This window comes from Flavobacterium sp. FlaQc-47, from assembly GCF_044006475.1.
Taxonomy (GTDB): Bacteria; Bacteroidota; Bacteroidia; order Flavobacteriales; family Flavobacteriaceae; genus Flavobacterium.
This window is the reverse complement of the sequence record NZ_JBIPCQ010000001.1, coordinates 770939-789321: the sequence shown is the minus strand read 5'-3', so window position 1 is coordinate 789321 and position 18383 is coordinate 770939. Positions and strand designations below refer to the sequence as shown.

General features: G+C 31.9%; 20 protein-coding genes. 13 read left to right on the top strand and 7 right to left on the bottom strand.

What is annotated here, in order from left to right; translation table 11 throughout:
• Positions 1–188 precede the first annotated feature (188 nt).
• Positions 189–2525 (bottom strand): hypothetical protein, encoded by a 2337-nt coding sequence (locus ACHRVX_RS03205; protein WP_395329100.1) that lies wholly within the window; start codon positions 2523–2525, stop codon positions 189–191.
• Positions 2485–3624 carry a hypothetical protein gene (locus ACHRVX_RS03200; RefSeq protein ID WP_395329097.1) on the bottom strand — a complete coding sequence of 380 codons (1140 nt, stop codon included), beginning with the start codon at positions 3622–3624 and terminating at the stop codon, positions 2485–2487. Before ACHRVX_RS03200 ends, ACHRVX_RS03205 begins: the two co-directional genes overlap by 41 nt.
• A gap of 113 nt (positions 3625–3737) precedes the next feature.
• Between ACHRVX_RS03200 and prmA the strand changes: the two genes are divergently transcribed.
• From prmA to ACHRVX_RS03175, 5 genes are all read left to right on the top strand, one after another.
• On the top strand, positions 3738–4571 hold the full coding sequence (gene prmA / locus ACHRVX_RS03195; protein ID WP_395329094.1) for a 50S ribosomal protein L11 methyltransferase: 834 nt from the start codon (positions 3738–3740) through the stop codon (positions 4569–4571).
• Between the two features lie 85 nt (positions 4572–4656).
• Positions 4657–4932 carry an ATP-dependent Clp protease adaptor ClpS gene (locus ACHRVX_RS03190; RefSeq protein WP_213303130.1) on the top strand — a complete coding sequence of 92 codons (276 nt, stop codon included), beginning with the start codon at positions 4657–4659 and terminating at the stop codon, positions 4930–4932.
• A 64-nt stretch (positions 4933–4996) separates the two neighbouring features.
• Positions 4997–6256, top strand: a complete 1260-nt coding sequence (locus ACHRVX_RS03185) for a sterol desaturase family protein (RefSeq protein WP_395329091.1) — start codon at positions 4997–4999, stop codon at positions 6254–6256.
• A 17-nt stretch (positions 6257–6273) separates the two neighbouring features.
• Positions 6274–6957, top strand: coding sequence for a lysoplasmalogenase (locus ACHRVX_RS03180; protein ID WP_395329088.1), 684 nt, complete (start codon positions 6274–6276; stop codon positions 6955–6957).
• 313 nt (positions 6958–7270) lie between these two features.
• Positions 7271–7723, top strand: coding sequence for a 2-dehydro-3-deoxyphosphooctonate aldolase (locus tag ACHRVX_RS03175; protein ID WP_395329085.1), 453 nt, complete (start codon positions 7271–7273; stop codon positions 7721–7723).
• A gap of 94 nt (positions 7724–7817) precedes the next feature.
• Here ACHRVX_RS03175 and ACHRVX_RS03170 read toward each other — a convergent pair whose 3' ends face one another.
• Positions 7818–8036, bottom strand: a complete 219-nt coding sequence (locus ACHRVX_RS03170; protein WP_395329082.1) for a hypothetical protein — start codon at positions 8034–8036, stop codon at positions 7818–7820.
• A 214-nt stretch (positions 8037–8250) separates the two neighbouring features.
• On the opposite strand from ACHRVX_RS03170, the gene ACHRVX_RS03165 reads away from it, so the two are divergent.
• The 3 genes from ACHRVX_RS03165 (at position 8251) to ACHRVX_RS03155 (ending at position 9479) form a co-directional block, all read left to right on the top strand.
• Complete coding sequence (locus ACHRVX_RS03165) at positions 8251–8400, top strand: hypothetical protein (protein WP_395329079.1); 150 nt, start codon at positions 8251–8253, stop codon at positions 8398–8400.
• Positions 8384–8617, top strand: coding sequence for a hypothetical protein (locus tag ACHRVX_RS03160; protein ID WP_395329076.1), 234 nt, complete (start codon positions 8384–8386; stop codon positions 8615–8617). The genes ACHRVX_RS03165 and ACHRVX_RS03160 overlap by 17 nt, the downstream gene beginning before the upstream one ends.
• Before the next feature lie 70 nt (positions 8618–8687).
• The gene (locus ACHRVX_RS03155) at positions 8688–9479 is read left to right on the top strand and encodes an arylamine N-acetyltransferase (RefSeq protein WP_395329073.1); all 792 of its coding nucleotides are present in this window, start codon (positions 8688–8690) and stop codon (positions 9477–9479) included.
• Between the two features lie 385 nt (positions 9480–9864).
• Here the strand turns inward: ACHRVX_RS03155 and ACHRVX_RS03150 are convergent, their stop codons facing one another.
• On the bottom strand, positions 9865–10056 hold the full coding sequence (locus ACHRVX_RS03150; RefSeq protein ID WP_395329071.1) for a hypothetical protein: 192 nt from the start codon (positions 10054–10056) through the stop codon (positions 9865–9867).
• 401 nt (positions 10057–10457) lie between these two features.
• On the opposite strand from ACHRVX_RS03150, the gene kdsA reads away from it, so the two are divergent.
• From kdsA to ACHRVX_RS03125, 5 genes are all read left to right on the top strand, one after another.
• On the top strand, positions 10458–11276 hold the full coding sequence (kdsA, locus tag ACHRVX_RS03145; RefSeq protein WP_395329069.1) for a 3-deoxy-8-phosphooctulonate synthase: 819 nt from the start codon (positions 10458–10460) through the stop codon (positions 11274–11276).
• A gap of 17 nt (positions 11277–11293) precedes the next feature.
• Complete coding sequence (locus ACHRVX_RS03140; RefSeq protein WP_395329066.1) at positions 11294–12184, top strand: hypothetical protein; 891 nt, start codon at positions 11294–11296, stop codon at positions 12182–12184.
• A gap of 154 nt (positions 12185–12338) precedes the next feature.
• Complete coding sequence (locus ACHRVX_RS03135) at positions 12339–13013, top strand: YiiX family permuted papain-like enzyme (RefSeq protein WP_395329064.1); 675 nt, start codon at positions 12339–12341, stop codon at positions 13011–13013.
• Between the two features lie 86 nt (positions 13014–13099).
• The gene (locus ACHRVX_RS03130) at positions 13100–13552 is read left to right on the top strand and encodes a hypothetical protein (protein WP_395329061.1); all 453 of its coding nucleotides are present in this window, start codon (positions 13100–13102) and stop codon (positions 13550–13552) included.
• A gap of 5 nt (positions 13553–13557) precedes the next feature.
• Positions 13558–13863 carry a hypothetical protein gene (locus tag ACHRVX_RS03125; protein WP_395329058.1) on the top strand — a complete coding sequence of 102 codons (306 nt, stop codon included), beginning with the start codon at positions 13558–13560 and terminating at the stop codon, positions 13861–13863.
• An 82-nt stretch (positions 13864–13945) separates the two neighbouring features.
• On the opposite strand, the gene ACHRVX_RS03120 is transcribed toward ACHRVX_RS03125, so the two are convergent.
• The 3 genes from ACHRVX_RS03120 to ACHRVX_RS03110 form a co-directional block, all read right to left on the bottom strand.
• A complete protein-coding gene (locus tag ACHRVX_RS03120; RefSeq protein WP_395329055.1) occupies positions 13946–15334 on the bottom strand; it encodes a M20/M25/M40 family metallo-hydrolase in 1389 nt (462 codons plus the stop codon).
• A 229-nt stretch (positions 15335–15563) separates the two neighbouring features.
• Positions 15564–17483, bottom strand: coding sequence for a discoidin domain-containing protein (locus tag ACHRVX_RS03115; protein ID WP_395329052.1), 1920 nt, complete (start codon positions 17481–17483; stop codon positions 15564–15566).
• A gap of 5 nt (positions 17484–17488) precedes the next feature.
• Positions 17489–18271 carry a glycerophosphodiester phosphodiesterase family protein gene (locus tag ACHRVX_RS03110; protein WP_395329049.1) on the bottom strand — a complete coding sequence of 261 codons (783 nt, stop codon included), beginning with the start codon at positions 18269–18271 and terminating at the stop codon, positions 17489–17491.
• Between the last annotated feature and the right edge of the window lie 112 nt (positions 18272–18383).

Genomic DNA, 18383 nt, shown 5'->3' with positions numbered 1-18383 from the left:
TTTAGATTTTAGATTTTAGATTTTAGATTTTAGATTTTAGATTTTAGATTTTAGATTTTACTATAAAAAAAAAGCGTTCTTTGAACGCTTTTTTTTTATCTTCAATTATATGTGCTATAAACTATTCCGGCAACTATACCGCAACGAATTTATATTTACTTATATCACTTATATGGTGAAAAAATATTTTAGTTTATAAATGATTCCAATAACGGGCAATTGTATTTTTTAAATGTTGGTGTGATTTTATAAACCGAATAAAAGTTTACTAACTCCTGCCCTGCTTTAAACGGATTTTTCTCTTCTTCTTCAGCTGAAACAATATTCGCGTAATGACTGTAATAATTGCATTCGAAAATCATTAAACTCGCTAAGGCTTTTTCATTATTATTTTTAGACATTTTCAACGCTTTCTCATAATACATCTTAGCGATGGTTAAACTGTAATAATTGCCTTTTTGATATCTTTTTTCATTTTCAGAATTATCTCCATATACATAATCAACATACGATTCTCCCGATGTCCAGTCATATGCGACCATCATCCAGGAATTCCCTAAATACGAAACATTAAAATAAGCATGTGCCAGTTGTAAATTGCCTGAAGCCGTATTTTGTTTCTTTAACTGAATGAGCCTGGCAATAAAATCGGCTTTGTTAAAACGGTAATCAAATTTGCGGTCTTTATCTTTTTGCAGGATTTTAGGTGTAAATGGATTTTCATTCAAATAATCAGTAAATGCATAATTCTTCTCCCAGAAATCTTTTGGCATACTTGCAAAGGTTTCATAGGCTAATTCTAAATTATTATTTCTAAATGCAATTGTGCCTTTTAGATCTTTATAATAATTGATATTTGGCGCAATTGTCCCGGAACAAATGTATTTTTCAAAAGGCGTTTTATTTTCTTTTTGCTGTAATAATATCAATTTATCAACGTCTTGCGTAGTTGCGCTTCGGTCAAAATAACCAATATAACTATAGAAATAAGGATTATCATAAACCGAATATTCTCCCGCGCCTTTACTGTCTGATTTCATCATTAATAATCCTGATGTAACACGATCTCCTTTTTTAGCAAAATCTGCGCTGGCAATTCGGTACAAACTGTATAGATTTTTAAATAGCCCGTTGTCAGTTTCTACCAAACTTTCGACTGAATTAAAATATTGATAAAGTTGGTTTTGAACCTTCTCGCTTTTCAAATCATCTTGTTTTAAGGAAACTAAAGCCAATTGAATATTTTTCTGCATTTGGATAGATGCATTTGCTTTATCAGAAATCATATTGGTATATTTTTTCCCCAAATCAATATCATCATCCATAAAACAAAGCTGCGCGATTGCAGCGGTAATATAATCTTTTTGTTCTCCTGAAGTTTGTTCGCGAATTGCAACTAGAAAATATTCTAATTCTCGTAAATATAAAATGTCTTTATTTAAATTTTCTTCTTTTGCTTTAGCATAATTTCCGTACCAGTCTGTACCTTCAAAAGTAACCGATGGACTTCCATTATTTGTATATTGTGGCGTAAAAATCCAATCTTCGAGTTTATTAATTTCTCTTCCAATCAAAAAACTCAAATTAATGCTGTTGGGACTTACTTTATAAACTTCTTGTATTGTTTTTAAATCCGGTGCAGGATTTCGAAAACTTTCTATAGCCAGAATTACGCTTCGTTCTTCATCATTTTGGGCTAGAGCCAAAGTTTCCTGGGTCAGCTTCCAATTATAATGCTGTAAAACGGCAAAAGATTTTTCTTCGCATGAAGCAAAAACTTTACTCAGTAAATAATTCTGTAAAGAAAAATTATCAATACATAAAGCTTTATAGTACAAAGCCCAGGGTTCTAAAACAGTCTTTTTATTATCCGCAAAATAAGTATCGTATAAACGAATTACTTCATTTTTATCTTCCGCATAAAAACTATATCTTAAAATTAAAAAAGCATAACGCTTTTTCAGGAAAGCATCTTTGGCAGTTTTTATTTTCTTCTCAAAATCATTCACATCGGCTAATTTATGATCTTTGCTTCCGTAACCAACCTGATCCCAGGATTCCCATTTTACATCGCTATTACTATTGTATTCTAACTTTTTGGCAAACAAAATATAGTTCAGGAATGCTTTGTTTTTTGATAGTAATAAAGCCTCGATAAAAGTGTTTTTTTCAAATGTCTTTTTTAAAGTTTTGTTTTCATAAGCGGTTTCAAATTGTTCTCCGTCTGTTTCATACAAAATAGAATGTACATCTTTTGGATCAATTTGACTGCCTAATTTTTTCTGCCATTCCTGACAATTCAATTCCTGATCGACACCGGAAACGGTGTTGGTCGAATAGTAATAATCTGCCGAATAATAAAATGGCGTCAGTTTAAAAAACCCTTCGCGTTGCGCTTTAAACAAAGCCAAACGACTTATTTCCGGCGAAACACTCCAACCACAGGCAAAAGAAACCTGAAAGCTTAAAACTAAAAGTAAACTACTAAAAACTCTCATAATAGCCGGATATATTTTGGGTTCCATAATCGTTAATGTATTTTTTATCAAAAGAGAAAAACGTCACTTTGGTTTGATTATCAATCTTAATTTTGCTTTTTACAATCGAAATCATTTTTTCGAGTTCGTCTTCAGAAATTTTCTCTATTCTTATTTCGTCACCATTTCGTAAATAGGTTTGTCCTACCAAAATATCGTCCTGCAAAACATATTTGGTATCTGATGTTTTTTTCAATTTAATTGTATCACTTCTTAACTGATCATAATCGGATAAAATTCCTTTAAACTGATTTCCTCTAAAAACAACAGCCCAACTGTATAAAGGCAATGCAATATCAAGTTTGAGCTTATATTGATCGTGTGTAATATATTGCGCCAATTCCTCGCTGGTTCCTATGGAGTTTTTAGAATTAAAATCTTCCGGTTTTGTCAAATTATAACACATTAATAAACCTTTATCAACTGGCGGAATTCCTGCTTTTGAAGCGTATTTATATTGCCAGAGCCTAATTGTGGCAGAAATTTGTGCGGTAGGGAATCCTTTTTTGATTTGTTTTAGTAAATAGAAATAATTGTCTTTTGATTTTTCTGTCCAGTCACAATCGATTAGAATTTCTTTAAAGTCAACTTTTAGTTTTGCTAATTCAATCGCTTTTACTGAGTCGTAATTAATGCGTTTATAGTTTTGCTGCTTGTAATAATCTTTTGGATAAACAATAGCATTGGCAACATTATCAGCTTTGGTTTCATTTATCTTTTCACCAATAATTTGCACGCGCCTTGCAATTCTTATCGCAAGACTATCCAATTGTTTTTTATCAGATTGCAAAACAACTTCATTGATAATAAAAATACTGGGCGTGATTTCAGGATTGCTTTCATTGAGTCTAATATCGTGAATTGTCGCAACCGGCAAAGGTTCTTTTGCATAGGGATTCCAATCAACATCAAAAAAACGAACATACATATGCTGTACTTTTAAATCTTTGATTAAAGAATCATCTTCTTTTTGAAAATTCAGGTCGGTTTTCCAATAACAAAACGATCGCACGACTTCATGTTCGCCTTTTTCACAAGTTGCGCCGTTCAGTGCCGCAAAAAGCAAAATAAAAATGATATTCTTCATATTTTAAAAATCCTTACAAATTCTATTCAAAATTAACATTAATAAATATAAGGATGTCGATTATTTATGAACAACTTCTGCTTTGGATTCTTACCTTTGCAAAAAAATTATTTATGTCGAATATATATTTAGGATATCATTTTACGATTGAACCGAAAGTACCGGGTTCAGAAATTTTAATTGCTGAATTAGGTGAAAAAGCATTTGAAACTTTTACAGAAACTGAAACAGGAATTTCGGCTTATGTAAAAAAGGATTTGTGGGATGAGAATATTCTGGATGACATTTATATTTTAGAATCTGAAGAATTTAAAATCGAATATACTGTTGAAGAAATCGATCAGGTAAACTGGAACGAAGAATGGGAAAAGAATTTTGAAGCGATTGATGTGGATGGAAAATGTCATGTTCGAGCTCCTTTTCATCCTAAAACAGATGCCGAATTTGATATCGTAATTGAACCAAAAATGAGTTTTGGAACTGGTCATCACGAAACAACTCACATGATGATTCAGCATTTATTAGAAATGGATGTTAAAGGTCTTAAAACTTTAGACATGGGTTGCGGAACTGCAATTTTAGCTATTCTTGCCGAAATGAAAGGTGCGGAACCAATTGATGCCATTGATATTGACAACTGGTGTTATTTGAATTCTATCGAAAATGCAGAGCGCAATAATTGTAAACATATTACCGTTTACGAAGGCGATGCCGCTTTGTTAGCAGGAAAAAGTTATGACTTGATTATCGCTAATATTAACCGAAATATTTTGTTGAACGACATGCAAAGTTATGTGGATTGTTTAAAAAAAGATGGAATTATATTATTTAGCGGTTTCTATGAAGAAGATATTCCTTTTATTGATGCTTCATGCACAGAAAAAGGATTAACATATGTTAAAAAGTTTCAAAGAAATAACTGGGTTTCATTAAAATACGTAAATTAGATAGTTGATTTCTGAAATTTTAGACGCCCACAGATGTAACCTGTAGCAAAAATTAGTAATTACAACAGTACAAAAACTTAAAAAAATGAGTACTAAAGAAAAAGTAAGAGAAAGAGTTCGCGAAAAGGAAGCGACAAGTTTCAATAACGAAATCATTGTTTATAATGACGATGTAAACACTTTTGATCACGTAATTGACACTTTAATGCGTGTTTGCAGTCACACGCCTGAACAAGCAGAACAATGTTCTTTAATTGTTCACTACAACGGAAAATGTACCGTAAAAACAGGAACAATGGATAAGTTAAAACCGCAATGTACACAACTTTTGGAAGCCGGATTAAGCGCCGAAATTGTTTAATTGCCAATAATGTAAAAAACATTCTATTTTATTCTATATTTGAATAAAATAGAATGTTTTTTTTATGGAAGAATATGGAAAGATATTGATTATCGCAACGCCTATTTTTTTAGTATTAATTGTAATCGAAAAAATATACGGCATTTATAAAAAGGACGACACCGTTCCTTTGATAGATAGCGTATCGAGTATAAGTTCCGGAATTACCAACACGGTAAAAGATGTTTTAGGTTTAAGCCTGACTTTTATATCTTATGAATGGATGGTTTCAAAAATTGACCTTTACCATCAGGAAGCCAACATTCTCTCTTATTGTATTGCCTTTATAGTAATCGATTTTTATGGTTATTGGAGCCATCGATGGGCACATCAAATTAATATTTTCTGGAATAAGCATGCCATTCATCATAGCAGTGAGGAGTTTAATCTTGCCTGCGCTTTGCGTCAACCTATCGCGAGTCTGGCTAATTTATTTACTTTTTTACTCATTCCTGCTGCATTACTGGGCGTTCCTGCCACTGTAATTGCAATTACTTTACCGCTTCATTTATTTTTACAATTTTGGTATCATACCAAGCATATAAAAAAAATGGGATTTGTTGAGTATATTCTCGTAACACCTTCACATCATCGTGTGCATCACGCTATTAATCCGGAATATTTAGATAAAAATCATTCTCAGATTTTTATTTTTTGGGATAAGCTTTTTGGTACTTTTCAAGCTGAATTAGAAGAGGTCCCTCCAGTTTTTGGTATTACAAGACCTGCAAATACATGGAATCCGATTAAAATTAATTTTCAGCATCTGACTTTATTGATTAAAGATGCCTGGAGAGCTGAAAATTGGAAAGATAAATTCACTATCTGGTTCAAACCTACGGGTTGGAGACCTCAAAATTTTGAAATAAAATATCCCGTAAACAAAATCGATAATGTTTTTGATTTTGAAAAATATGGTACGCAAAACTCTCAAAAATTAATTTACTGGTCTGTGGCACAAGTTTTAGTCACTTTGTTGTTTGTGACTTATTTATTTGATAATATTGCTAAAATTGGTTTGCCAAACATTTTTATATATGGCTTATTTATACTGATAACCATTTACAGCTACACTGAGTTGATGGACAAAAGCAGATTTGCGATTTTATGGGAAGGTTTACGCTTTATAATCGCAATTGCGATTATAGCGTATTATGGGGATTGGTTTGGCTTAAATCATGTTTTTAATGCAAGCAATTATATTATTTTAAGTTATTTAAGTATCTCTTTTTTAATTTCAATTTACTTTGTAACTGTTGATTTTAAAATAACCAAAACCAAATAATAAATTCATACCCCCCTATGAAAAACGCTATTTTTTTTAAAATCTATATTGTTTTTAGTATTGTATATCTCATCATTTTATTTAGAGGAAATGAGAATTTAGATTTATTTCTAAAACCCGCTTTAGTCCCTTTATTAGGATTTGGAGTTTATTTTCATAGAAAATTTCCATCTCGAAAAATTCTCTTAACTGGTTTGTTTTTTTCCTGGATTGGCGATATCGTTTTGCTGTTTGCAGATATTGCCGACATCTATTTTATTCTTGGATTGGTCTGTTTTTTAATTGCACACCTAAGTTATTGTGTTCTATTCAATAAACAAATTACTGCAGAAATTAATTTTAACAGATTTATTTTCGCATGTGGAAGTCTTCTAATTGCTGGTTATTTAATTGGAATGGTTTGTTTTTTAATGCCAAAATTAGGCGAGTTAAAAATACCGGTAATTGTTTATGCAGCAGTAATTTCCACAATGGTTTTATTTGCTTTTAATGGCTATTTGATTTGGAAAAAACCGGGAGCTTTATATGTTTTTTTAGGTTCTATGGTTTTTGTTCTTTCGGATAGTATTCTGGCAATCAATAAATTCCATACAGCTATTGAAAGAAGTGCATTTTTTATTATGGTTACTTATCTTGTGGCACAATATCTGATTGTTATAGGTATTATTAAACTGAATAAAAAAATTAGCCCACAGGTTTAATCGATATAATTTGTTGCGAAATGGCTCACGGATCATACAGGTAAAAACGGGTTTTACACTGATTATTTTAAATTTTTTAATCTGTGGCGAAAAATTAGCGCACGGATCGAACGGATTTCACTGATTAATAAAATCTTTTTTGATCTTAACAATCTGTGGCGAAAATTAGGGTCCGTATTAAATATTCATTGATTTTTTATCACACAGATCTTACTGATTTGGCATATTTTTTAATCTTTTTAATCCTTTATGCTGATAATTATCGGGAGTGGCAGAAAAACATTTTACATTTGTACTAACAATATTTTAAATCATGAAAAAAATAGTCCTTTTTATCGTTTTGTTAATTACTGCAACTTCTTGTGTAAGTACCAGATCGACTTTGAAAAATGTCGATGATAATGCGCCGGATTTAGTTTTAAAGAAAGACAATACTTTTGTAATTACTCTTTTTAGCAACGATAAAAAATACGGTTTTGATCCGGATTATCCTGTAAATATTTTTTACAGAAATACTAAAGATGAAGCGTTAAACGAAAGTCGGTTTTTGAATGCTTTAGCGGGACCAAACGGAGAAAAAATTACTTTTACCCGTTTAGAAACCTGCTGCCCCTTCCCCACTAAACGAAGCGATATGGGTGCGGGATTTTTGAATGTCTATGAATTAAAATGGGAAGGACAAAAGAAACCTGTAAAACTTTATCTGAATATTTATGAAAAAGGAATTTTAATGGTTCCAATGGGATTGAGTCTGAAGAAGGGATAAGTTCCTTTAGAAACTATAATAAAAAATTAAAAAACAACAATTAAATAATGTACGGAACAACACCTTTAATTTTGATTATTCTTCCTCTATTATTTCAGATTATATTTGGCAGAAAAGCAATTGGTGAAACAATATCATTAACATTTCGAACTGTTTGTTTTATTAGCTTTATCTCGCAAATAGCATTATCTATAATCGCTTTTTCTCTTGAATCATATAATTTTAATAAATACTTTGAACAAAATCCAGATTCTGTTAGATGTGGCATGGGATTTCTTGGTCTTATTACCCTATCTTTTCTTTTAACTTTCATTTTAATAATTGTTATTATTATCCAATACTTTATTAAAAGATCTTACGAAAAGTAATTGAACTTTTCGAACGTTTGGTTCAGGTTGAAAAAGAAAAAGCTGAATTGTTTAAAAATTATTAAAGAAAAAATAATCCTTTTGACTATATATATTTATTTATTAAATAATTAAGTATACTTATTGTTTTAATCAATCTTATTTTTATAAATTTGCAGTATGAAAAATATTACAAAAAGTAAACAACAAATATTAGAATCAGTATCTAAAATGGTTACCGATAAAAATGCTGTACAGTTATTTTTGAAAGGTAAAACTTCTGTTGAAACTTTAAAACAAAAAGGAATTACTCTTGCTACTCCCCTATAATTATCAATTTAATGAGAATTCTAAATTTTACTATTTTACTACAAAAAATAAAATAGAATATCGAGTTGCATTTATTATTGACGAAACGTTTAGTGCAATTTCTGGTTTAGATATTAATAATATCTTTCAGATAGTTATTGAAAAAGTTACTGATGAATTAGAAAAATTAGATATCCAAGTTTCTGCAACCGTTCACAGGAAAGCTCCTGAAAAATAAGTTAAATTAAATCTTTACTTCTATAAATGTTTTAATTTTGATTGTAGTGATTAAATACAAAAAAATTAAAATGGAACAATCAAAAAACAACTATAAAATTGAAGCTTCAAGTTTCGATTTACAGCAATACTTAAAGAGAATCAATTTTGAGGGTGAAATTAAATTAAGTTTGGAAGGCATAAAAAAATTAATGCAAAGCCAAATATTTAGTGTGCCTTTTGAAAACATTGATGTCCAGGCCGGTAAAGTTATCTCTTTAGTTGGTGATGATATTGTAAACCAAATTGTGAATAAAATTCGTGGTGGATATTGCTATCAAATTAATGGCATATTTTCGTTAATGCTTCAGGAAATTGGTGTTCCACATTATTATATTGCGGTTCGCCCTCTGGTTAATCCCGGTCAGAATGCTAAAACACATTTGGCATTAATTGCTACAATCGAAAATGAAGAATATCTGATTGATTTGGGATTTGGAGGCAACAGTATCAGAGAGCCTTTAAAACTGAGTGAAATTGGAACTGAAATTAAGCAGGATTGGGAAACTTTCACTTTGGTAAAAACCGAAGATGAGGAGTATTTACTCCAAATAAAAATTGGAAAAGAATGGTCTAATTTATATTCGTTTGATTTGAATCCCCAACGATGGATTGATTTTAAACCTGCTAATCATTATAATTACTCACATCCGGATTCCTTTTTTACTCAAAATCTAATTGTTGTTTTACAGCATCCTTTGGGTAAAAAAATATTATTTAAAAATTCAATAAAATCAGTCACAAACGGAATTACTGAAATTATCCCTTTTGAAGATAATCAACTGAATGCTATTTTAGCAACAGAATTTAATTTGAAGGTATAATTTAATAAACTGTTGTAAAAGGAATTACTCTCCATAAATCCCATAATTCAACTCAAGTTCTAGCTAAATGTTATTAAGTTAAGCTTTTTGTATAATTATGGTAATGCAAACCAAGAGTTGAAATGTGCCGTTAGGCACTAAATATTGGTAGTTAATATAGATTAGAAATACGTTGGCGTGCCGCAGGTACGCAACAAAATGATAACTATTGCGTACCTACGGCACGCTAGATTTATTCCGATTCATATTGACTACCAATATTTAGTGCCTAATGGCACAAATTCCAGGCTTTCAAATCTTGCTTTGCATGAATAATAAGTTTGCCGATTTTATGCTATTTCACACCTCTAAAATCAAAAATTGTTAGACTACCAATATTTAGTGCCTAAAGGCGTAAATTGCAGGCTTTCAAATCTTGATTGGCATGAATAATAGGTTTGTCGATTTTATGCTGTTTCACACCTCTAAAATCAAAAATCTTTAAACTACCAATATTTAGTGCCGAATGGCACAAACTGCAGGCTTTCAAATCTTCATTGGCATGAATAATAGGATTGTTGATTTTATGCTCTTTCACGCATCTAAAATCAAAAATCGTTAGACTAACAATATTTAGTGCCTAATGGCACAAATTGCAGGCTTTCAAATCTTGATTGGATAAATCATAGGATTGTCGATTGTATGCTGTTTCACACATCTAAAATCAAAAATCATTAGTCAAAAATCTTAAATTCTTTTTTAATTAACTTGATTACATTGAGTTTTAGCCCTGATAGAAGCGGAAATCATTTTTTGAGAAAGCCTATTTTTTATGGTTTTTACAGAGCGACCGGAGGAAGCTCCTGTAAAGTCCAAGAAAAAAAGGGTTTAGAGAAAAATATTGAAGTGAAAAGCGGGATTTGCTTCTTAAAATAATCTTAAATCTTCATCTCGTATTGATAAATCATGACTACCTTTGCACTGTCAAAAAATCATATTATGAACATACAACATATTCCACAAATTAAGCATACTAAAAGCGGAAATTTCTTTTTATTGGCGGGTCCTTGCGCTATTGAAGGGGAAGAAATGGCTTTAAGAATTGCCGAAAAATTAGTTGGTATTACCGACAAACTTCAGATCCCTTATGTTTTTAAAGGATCGTTTAAAAAAGCCAATCGTTCGAGAATCGACAGTTTCTCCGGAATTGGTGATGAAAAAGCATTAAAAATTTTAAGAAAAGTTTCTGAAACCTTTCATGTTCCTACTGTAACTGATATTCATACGAATGAAGATGCAGATATGGCGGCGCAATATGTTGACGTTTTGCAGATTCCCGCATTTTTAGTTCGTCAGACTGATCTTGTTGTGGCTGCGGCTAATACCGGAAAAGTGGTGAACTTGAAAAAAGGACAATTTATGAGTCCGGAAAGTATGAAACACGCTGTACAAAAAGTTCTTGACTGTCATAACGAAAATGTGATGGTTACAGATCGTGGTTCTATGTTTGGTTACCAGGATATGATTGTTGATTTTAGAGGAATTCCTACTATGCAACAATACGCGTCTACGGTGCTGGATGTTACGCATTCATTGCAACAACCTAATCAAACTGCCGGTGTTACCGGTGGAAGACCTGATATGATTGAAACTGTTGCTAAAGCGGGTATTGCTGTGGGTGTTGACGGTATTTTTATCGAAACTCATTTTGATCCGGCAAACGCAAAAAGCGATGGTGCAAATATGCTGCATTTAGACTATTTTGAAGGTCTGATGACTAAATTAGTTGCCATTAGAAAAACAGTTAACTCATTTTAATTTTTAATACCATTTCATTGAAAACAAATATTTTATTTTTCTTTTTGTTGTGTTTTTCAATAAACACATTTGCTCAGGAAGAAATCGCAGTACAAAGATATACAGCTCATAATAAAGGTAAATTCTTTGTTTCATGGGGAGGAAACAGAGATAGTTACACTAAATCTGATGTGAACTTTAGAGGAAAAGATTACAACTTTACAGTGGCAGACATGAAAGCGCATGACAAACCTAAGGGTTGGCATATTGATTATGTGAATCCGGCTAACATGACCATTCCTCAGACTAATTTTAGAATGGGATACTTTTTTAGCGATCACTACAGCGTTTCGATTGGTTGGGATCACATGAAGTATGTAATGACTCAAAATCAAACGGCTAATGTTACGGGAGATATTAATTTACCTGCTGGTCAGCCCGGATCTATTTACAACGGAGTTTATAATAATACACCTGTAGATATGTCTCAGGGTGGTGCTCAGGAAGGTGGTAATCCAGAAACTAATACTGCTTTTTTAATGTATGAACATACAGATGGTTTAAATTACATCAATACTGAGGTTTCCAGACATGATGATATTTCTAAATTATTTGGCATAACTAATACTGATAAGGTTCAGATTAATTTGACTGAAGGTTTAGGTGCAGGGCTTTTATATCCTAAAACAAATACAACTCTTTTAGGAAAAGAACGTCATGATGATTTTCACGTTTCCGGTTATGGATTATCTGCTAAAGCGGGTATTAACTTTACTTTCTTCAAGTATTTCTACTTGCAAGGTGAGCTAAAAGGCGGTTACATTAACATGCAGGATATTAGAACTACGCAAAGTAATGATGATAAAGCTTCCCAGGACTTTTTCTTTTTTCAAAGAATTATTGCTGTAGGTGGAATTTTTAGAATTTAATCTATCACAAAAACATATCAAAAATAGCTATCATTTATTTGGTAGCTATTTTTTTTATTACTTACTTTGTAATTCAAAGTTCTTTTAATATATTTGAAAAGAATTTTAGAAGTAAAGCATAATAAAGTACTTTTAGCATTCAATTATAAAAAACATGAAAAAACAAAAATACCTGTTTCTGGGAATCACATTCCTTTTGAGTTTTGGATTTGCTTTATTTGTAGCCATGTCGGTTTTTCCAAATAATCCATTTTCAAAAAGAAAAGCAGAAAATACGATTGAGAGTAAAATTAAAGATGGTGACATTATCTTGCAGACTTCTCAATCTGCGCAATGTGAAGCTGTTCGAATTGCTACAAATTCTAAATTTTCACATTGTGGTATTATCTATAACATAAACGGAAACTGGTTTGTATTTGAAGCCGTTCAACCAGTAAAACTTACTAAGTTTGAAGACTGGATCAAACACGGAAAAGATAATAAATATGTTGTGAAACGACTAATTGATGATAAGCTTTTGACGCCTGAAGTTTTGCAAAAGATGAAAGATTATAGTCAGCAATTTGATGGAAAAGAATATGATGCGTATTTTGAATGGACAGACACAAAAATATATTGCTCTGAACTTGTCTGGAAAATATATAAAAATGCTGCAGGAATTGAGCTTTCAAAATTGAGGTATTTAAAAGACTTTAATTTAAGTGACGTGAGAGTTCAAAAAATATTAAATGAACGATATGGAAACGAAATTCCGCTTGACGAAAAAGTCGTTGCTCCTGTTGACCTTGCAGATTCTAAAGTATTGAAAACCATAATAGATAACTATTAAAAAAATAAGTAAAAGCTAATGAACATCTATTAGCTTTTTTCTTTACAAATTTACTTTGAAATTCAAAGAACTTTTAAAAAATAATTATGAAAGATTATTGTATAGAAAAATTATATGAGTGCAGTAAAAAGCCTTATCAAAAATATTTTAAAAAAAATAAACCCTGGGAAATCAACAAGGACGAATTGCTGCATTATCCTGAAGGAAGTCTTGGATTTGATTTAGGAAATTTTCTATCCAGGAATCATTTTGATATTCAGGAAAAACTGGAAGATCATGATATTATTCATGTGCTGACCAATACAGGAATTTCTGTTATTGAAGAAATAGGAATGCAATATTATCTTTTAGGAAACGGAAAGAAAAGCTTGTATTTATTTCTGGTTATTGCTTCTGGTACTCTCTTTTACCCGAAACACATAAAATACTTTATACAGAAATATAAAAAAGGGAAAGAGGCATTTACATTCTACTATCTGGATTTTTCAAAAATGCTTTTTATGCCCGTTCAATCAATTCAACAATCTTTTAAAATTTAAATTTTATGAAAACGATTCAAGACAAAACTTTTAAAGAAAAACAATCTGCAGAGTTAGCTATTGGCACTTTTGCAATTAGTACTTTTTTGTTTATACTTTATATCATTACAAACGAAAGCCCAAACATTTTGGTTATTGCCTGGCCATTTGCTGTTTCGGGTATTGCGTTAAATAGTATCATGTTTACTCATTTAGCCGACAGGTTTATTCACTTACCGGAATATCGAAAAGATATTGCTTTTAAGATCTTAATTTTACTTTCTAACATTCCAATAACATTTTTGTATTATTTAGTTGTAATGAAGCTTTAAATAAAACTATACGAAAGTATTCAAACAAAAAAAAGCTACAAGTATCAACTCATAGCTTTTAGATATTTTTATTTTTGGAAATTTAATTTGCCGTTGGCATTATAATTCCGGTTTGATCCATCAAATAAATTAATGATGTCATTGTTGCAGCCCCAAGTTCCAGTTCTCTTTTGTTTACTGCGTCAAATTTGTCGTTTGCAGCATGGTGATAATCAAAATAGCGTTGTGAATCTGGTTTTAAACCTGCTTTTACAATTGCTTTAGAGGTTAAATGACCAATATCTGAACCTGCGTGTCCTATTGTAAAACTGTGTACTAAATAAGGCTCGAAAAGATCTTTGAAATCTTTTATTTTTTTATAATTCGCATCGTCAGCTTCTATAGAAAATCCTCTTGGAGTAAATCCGCCTGAATCACTTTCTAAAGCAAAAATATGGTTTTCATTATTTTGTTTAGAAACTTCTTCGTACTTCGCTCCTCCTTTTCCTCCGTTTTCCTCATTCATAAACAAAACAACACGAATGGTATTTTTTGGTTTATAATTCAAGTTTTTAAGGATACGGATTACTTCCATACTTTGCACCACTCCTGCTCCATCATCTTGAGAACCATCGGCTAAATCCCATGAATCTAAGTGTCCGCCAACAACCATAATGTTTGATGGAGTAACTGTTCCAGTCAATTCCCCTATCACATTATGCGATAAAACATCCGGCAAAGTCTCACAAGATTGTTTAAAATAGAATTTTAAAGCTGGATTAGCTTTTAAAGTTTTACTTAACAATTCAGCCCCATTTGTACTAATTGCAGCTGTTGGAATATATTGCTCTTTGGGTAAATCGCCATAACTTTGAGCGCCTGCATGAGGAAAATCGTCTAAACGTAAATTCATTGAACGAACAATTGATCCTACAGCTCCTAATTTAGCTGCTTCTTTTGCTCCTGCAAATCTTTGATCTACACAAGCTCCGTATGAAACAAACGTTTCGATATTTTCAGGATTCATTGGTCTGTTAAAGAACACAATCTTACCTTTAACTTTATCTCCTAATGTTTTTAATTCATCAATTCCCTGTACTTCAATAATTTCTGCTGTAAGTCCTGTTTTTGGAGTTGCAACTGATCCTCCTAAAGCGCAAATTGGAATATTGGTTTTTACTTTTCCGTCTAAAATATAAGCAGTTTCTTTTTCACCACGAACCCAATGCGGCACCATAACTTCCTGCAAATACACTTTATCAAGCCCTAATGCGTCTAATTGTCTTTTAGTATATTGTACCGCTTCTGCAGCAGTTGGAGAACCTGATAAACGACTTCCGATATCATTGGATAAGTATTCTAACCAAGTATAACATTTAGCCTCTGTTAGGGCTTTTTTATAGAATAATTTAATGTTTTTTTCATCATTTGATTGGGCAGAAGATGCCAATCCACTTAAAACTAAAGCAGTTAAAAGAATTGTTTTTTTCATATGGTTTATAGCATTTTGGGTTGTCAGGCAAAGGAACAAAATTCTGAAGAACTGAACCTAGTTTTATTTAACGATTTCTAAAAATATTATTAAAATTAGCCTATTTGGTGTAATTAATAAAAGTTGAAATTAAACACATAGAATCATATATCTTAAAATAAGTGAAACCTTTTTAGCTAAAAAATCCATGTTTCTATGTGTTAAAAATAATCGGACATAATAAGTTAAATTAATTTACTTCGATTAGCTGATTTTTTGTGCTAATACCGTTCTCATTAAAAGCTTCAATTGTAAAATAATACTTTGTCCCCTTGTCTAATCCTCTAAAATCATATTCACTTTCATCATAGACCATAATCGTATTGTATAATTTATCTGGTGTGATTCCGTAATAAATATTATAACCAATAGCGTCTGCTTGTTTTTTCCATGAAATCATGGCATTACGGGAATCTGATGCATTTCTCTTCACCTTAAAATCTGAAACAGGTGTTGGTTTTTCAGCCAATCCGTTTCCGAAAACTCTAAAATCTGAAATAGCAAACAATCCAGATGCATTGTGAATGTTTTCCATTTTGATGTAACGCGCTTTAATTGCTTTTGTTAATTCTACATAATCATGCGGAACATCTTTTGCGTTTTTAGATTTATCAACGACTAATTTCCAATTTACAGCATCGTCAGACATGTAGATTTTATATTGGTAATAAATATCCATCGCTTTGTTATACTGCGTTGCTTTATGATCAGCATAATTAATTTGTACCGCATTAATTTGCATTTGTCTCCCTAAATCCAGTTGCAACCATTCCCCGGGATTAGCTGTTTTTGCTGACCAATAGGTCTGAATGTTCTCATCGGTTAAATTTGAGGGTCCATAACAAAACTTCTCATATACTTTTTTACCGCCGTTATCTACTCTGTGCGTCTCAACTTCCATACATTCTTCTGATGAAGAAACCGTAACGGGCTTTTTATACGAAAGCAACATCCATCCTGAAGATGCTCCTTTTTCCTGATTTCGCTTTTTGGTTGGTAACATAATCGGAAAATCTCCATAAGAAGTAATTGAATACATTACATCATCTTTATCAAATCCGGCAGGAAACATATCGATACGACGCTCAAAACGATCTTTTATCGAAATTTTACAAGTTCCGGTATTCCAATAATTTCCGTAATTATCTGCAAAAGTATTTCCGTGTCCTGCTCCAATTACAAATCCGCCTGGCTTATAAGACATTGGATTGTGCTTTTGATACGTAAATGGCCCTAACGGACTATTACCAACATGAACTCCGTTTGCATATCCTTTATATTCTGTTGCCGGCGCACCGTATTGCATGTAATATTTGCCGTTGTGTTTGGTCATCCAGGCTCCTTCAATAAAATTTCCCCAAGGCGCAGGTTCCATATCATTGTTAGGTCCAAAACGTTCCCAACCGTGAGATGCAGGATCTAAACCTACAACTTCTTTTATTTGACCATACGGACGCTGAATATCTTCCACTTCGGTTGCTTTGTATAATTTTTCATAATCTGCCTGATTGCCTTTCGGAAGCCAGGTTTTATAATCTACTTCAACGCCCACTAAAGGTAATTTTCCGCTTGAACCGTAATACATATATACTTTTTTATCGTCATCCTGAAAAATGGCGGGATCCCACGTTGGCAGCATTGCCTTATCAACATGTCGTAACCATTGTCCTGATTTTGGATCTGCTGTTTTCCAGATTGGATGATCTCTTTTCCAGGTTGAACCTACATAAAATAAAGTATCGTTTACAACCCACGCAGCCGGAGCGCATTGATCGTCATCGGCTGGTTTTCTTTGAAAACTTCCGTAAACAAATTTCCAGTCAGACATATCTTTACTCCAAAAATATCCTGCCTGATTTGTAGCAAATAAATAATATTCACCTTTAAAAGTAATGATTACAGGATCTGCACTTGAACGACGGGATTCCGGAATACCGTTATGATTTTCAGTGGTATAGTTGTAACCAATATTGACAGGATTACAATAAGTAGATGCTTTTTTATTAGGGTCAAACCATTCAGTTTTACCAGGAATATTCGTTTTTTGTGCGATTGTATTATTGCACAAAAACAAGAGCAGCAAAAGCGGTATTGAAATTAGTTTATACATTTTTTTTATTTTTTATTTTTTATTCTTTGATTCAATAATTCAGGTTCGTTTGTTGTGATGTAATCAAATTTATTTTCAACAATCCAATCCATAATAGCAGCGTCATTTACTGTCCAGACATTTAACGTAATATTGTTTTCTTTCGCTTCTTTTATCCATTCAGGATGTTTTTGAAAAACCGAATAGTGAAAATCAATTCCTGAGATGTTATCAGATTTTACCTCTATTGGAGATTTATTCCCTTCCAGATATTGCAAAGAAGTTACTTTATCAACTTGTCGAATTTGTTTTAGAATTTCATAATCAAAACTGATATATGAAGTCATTTTCTCCGCTTTAAGTTTTTTGATGGTTTCTACAGTTTTTAAAGCGGTCAATTTTCCTCTTTCTTTACTTATTTCCGAAGGTTTAATTTCACAGACTAAAATTGTGTGTTTATTATTTTTTTTACCTTCTGTAATATACTCGCGTAAAGTTGGGAGTTTTTCTCCGTTTGAAAGTTTAAATTTTATTAAGTCGGCATAATTTGTTTCCTCAATAAGTAATTTATTATAATGCGCATCGTGATTAATTATAAGTGAATCATCCGCGGTTCTCCAAACATCAAATTCTGAACCGGCTAGTTTTAAATCAATAGCGTGTCGAAGTGAAGCTATTGAATTTTCTGGTAAATTATTTTTTTTCCATGCACCTCTGTGTGCTACAACTGCATTTTTTTTCACATTACATGAGGAGAAAGCGATTGTAATCATCAAAAGAAATACAAGTACTATTTTAATTGAATTCATTTTACAAAAATTAAGTTTTACATTTTTTAGGGATAACTATTGAATTTACTTACAAATCACAGACTAAAAGCTAAAAAAAAGCCCTCCGTAACCAACACGAAGGGCAAGCAAT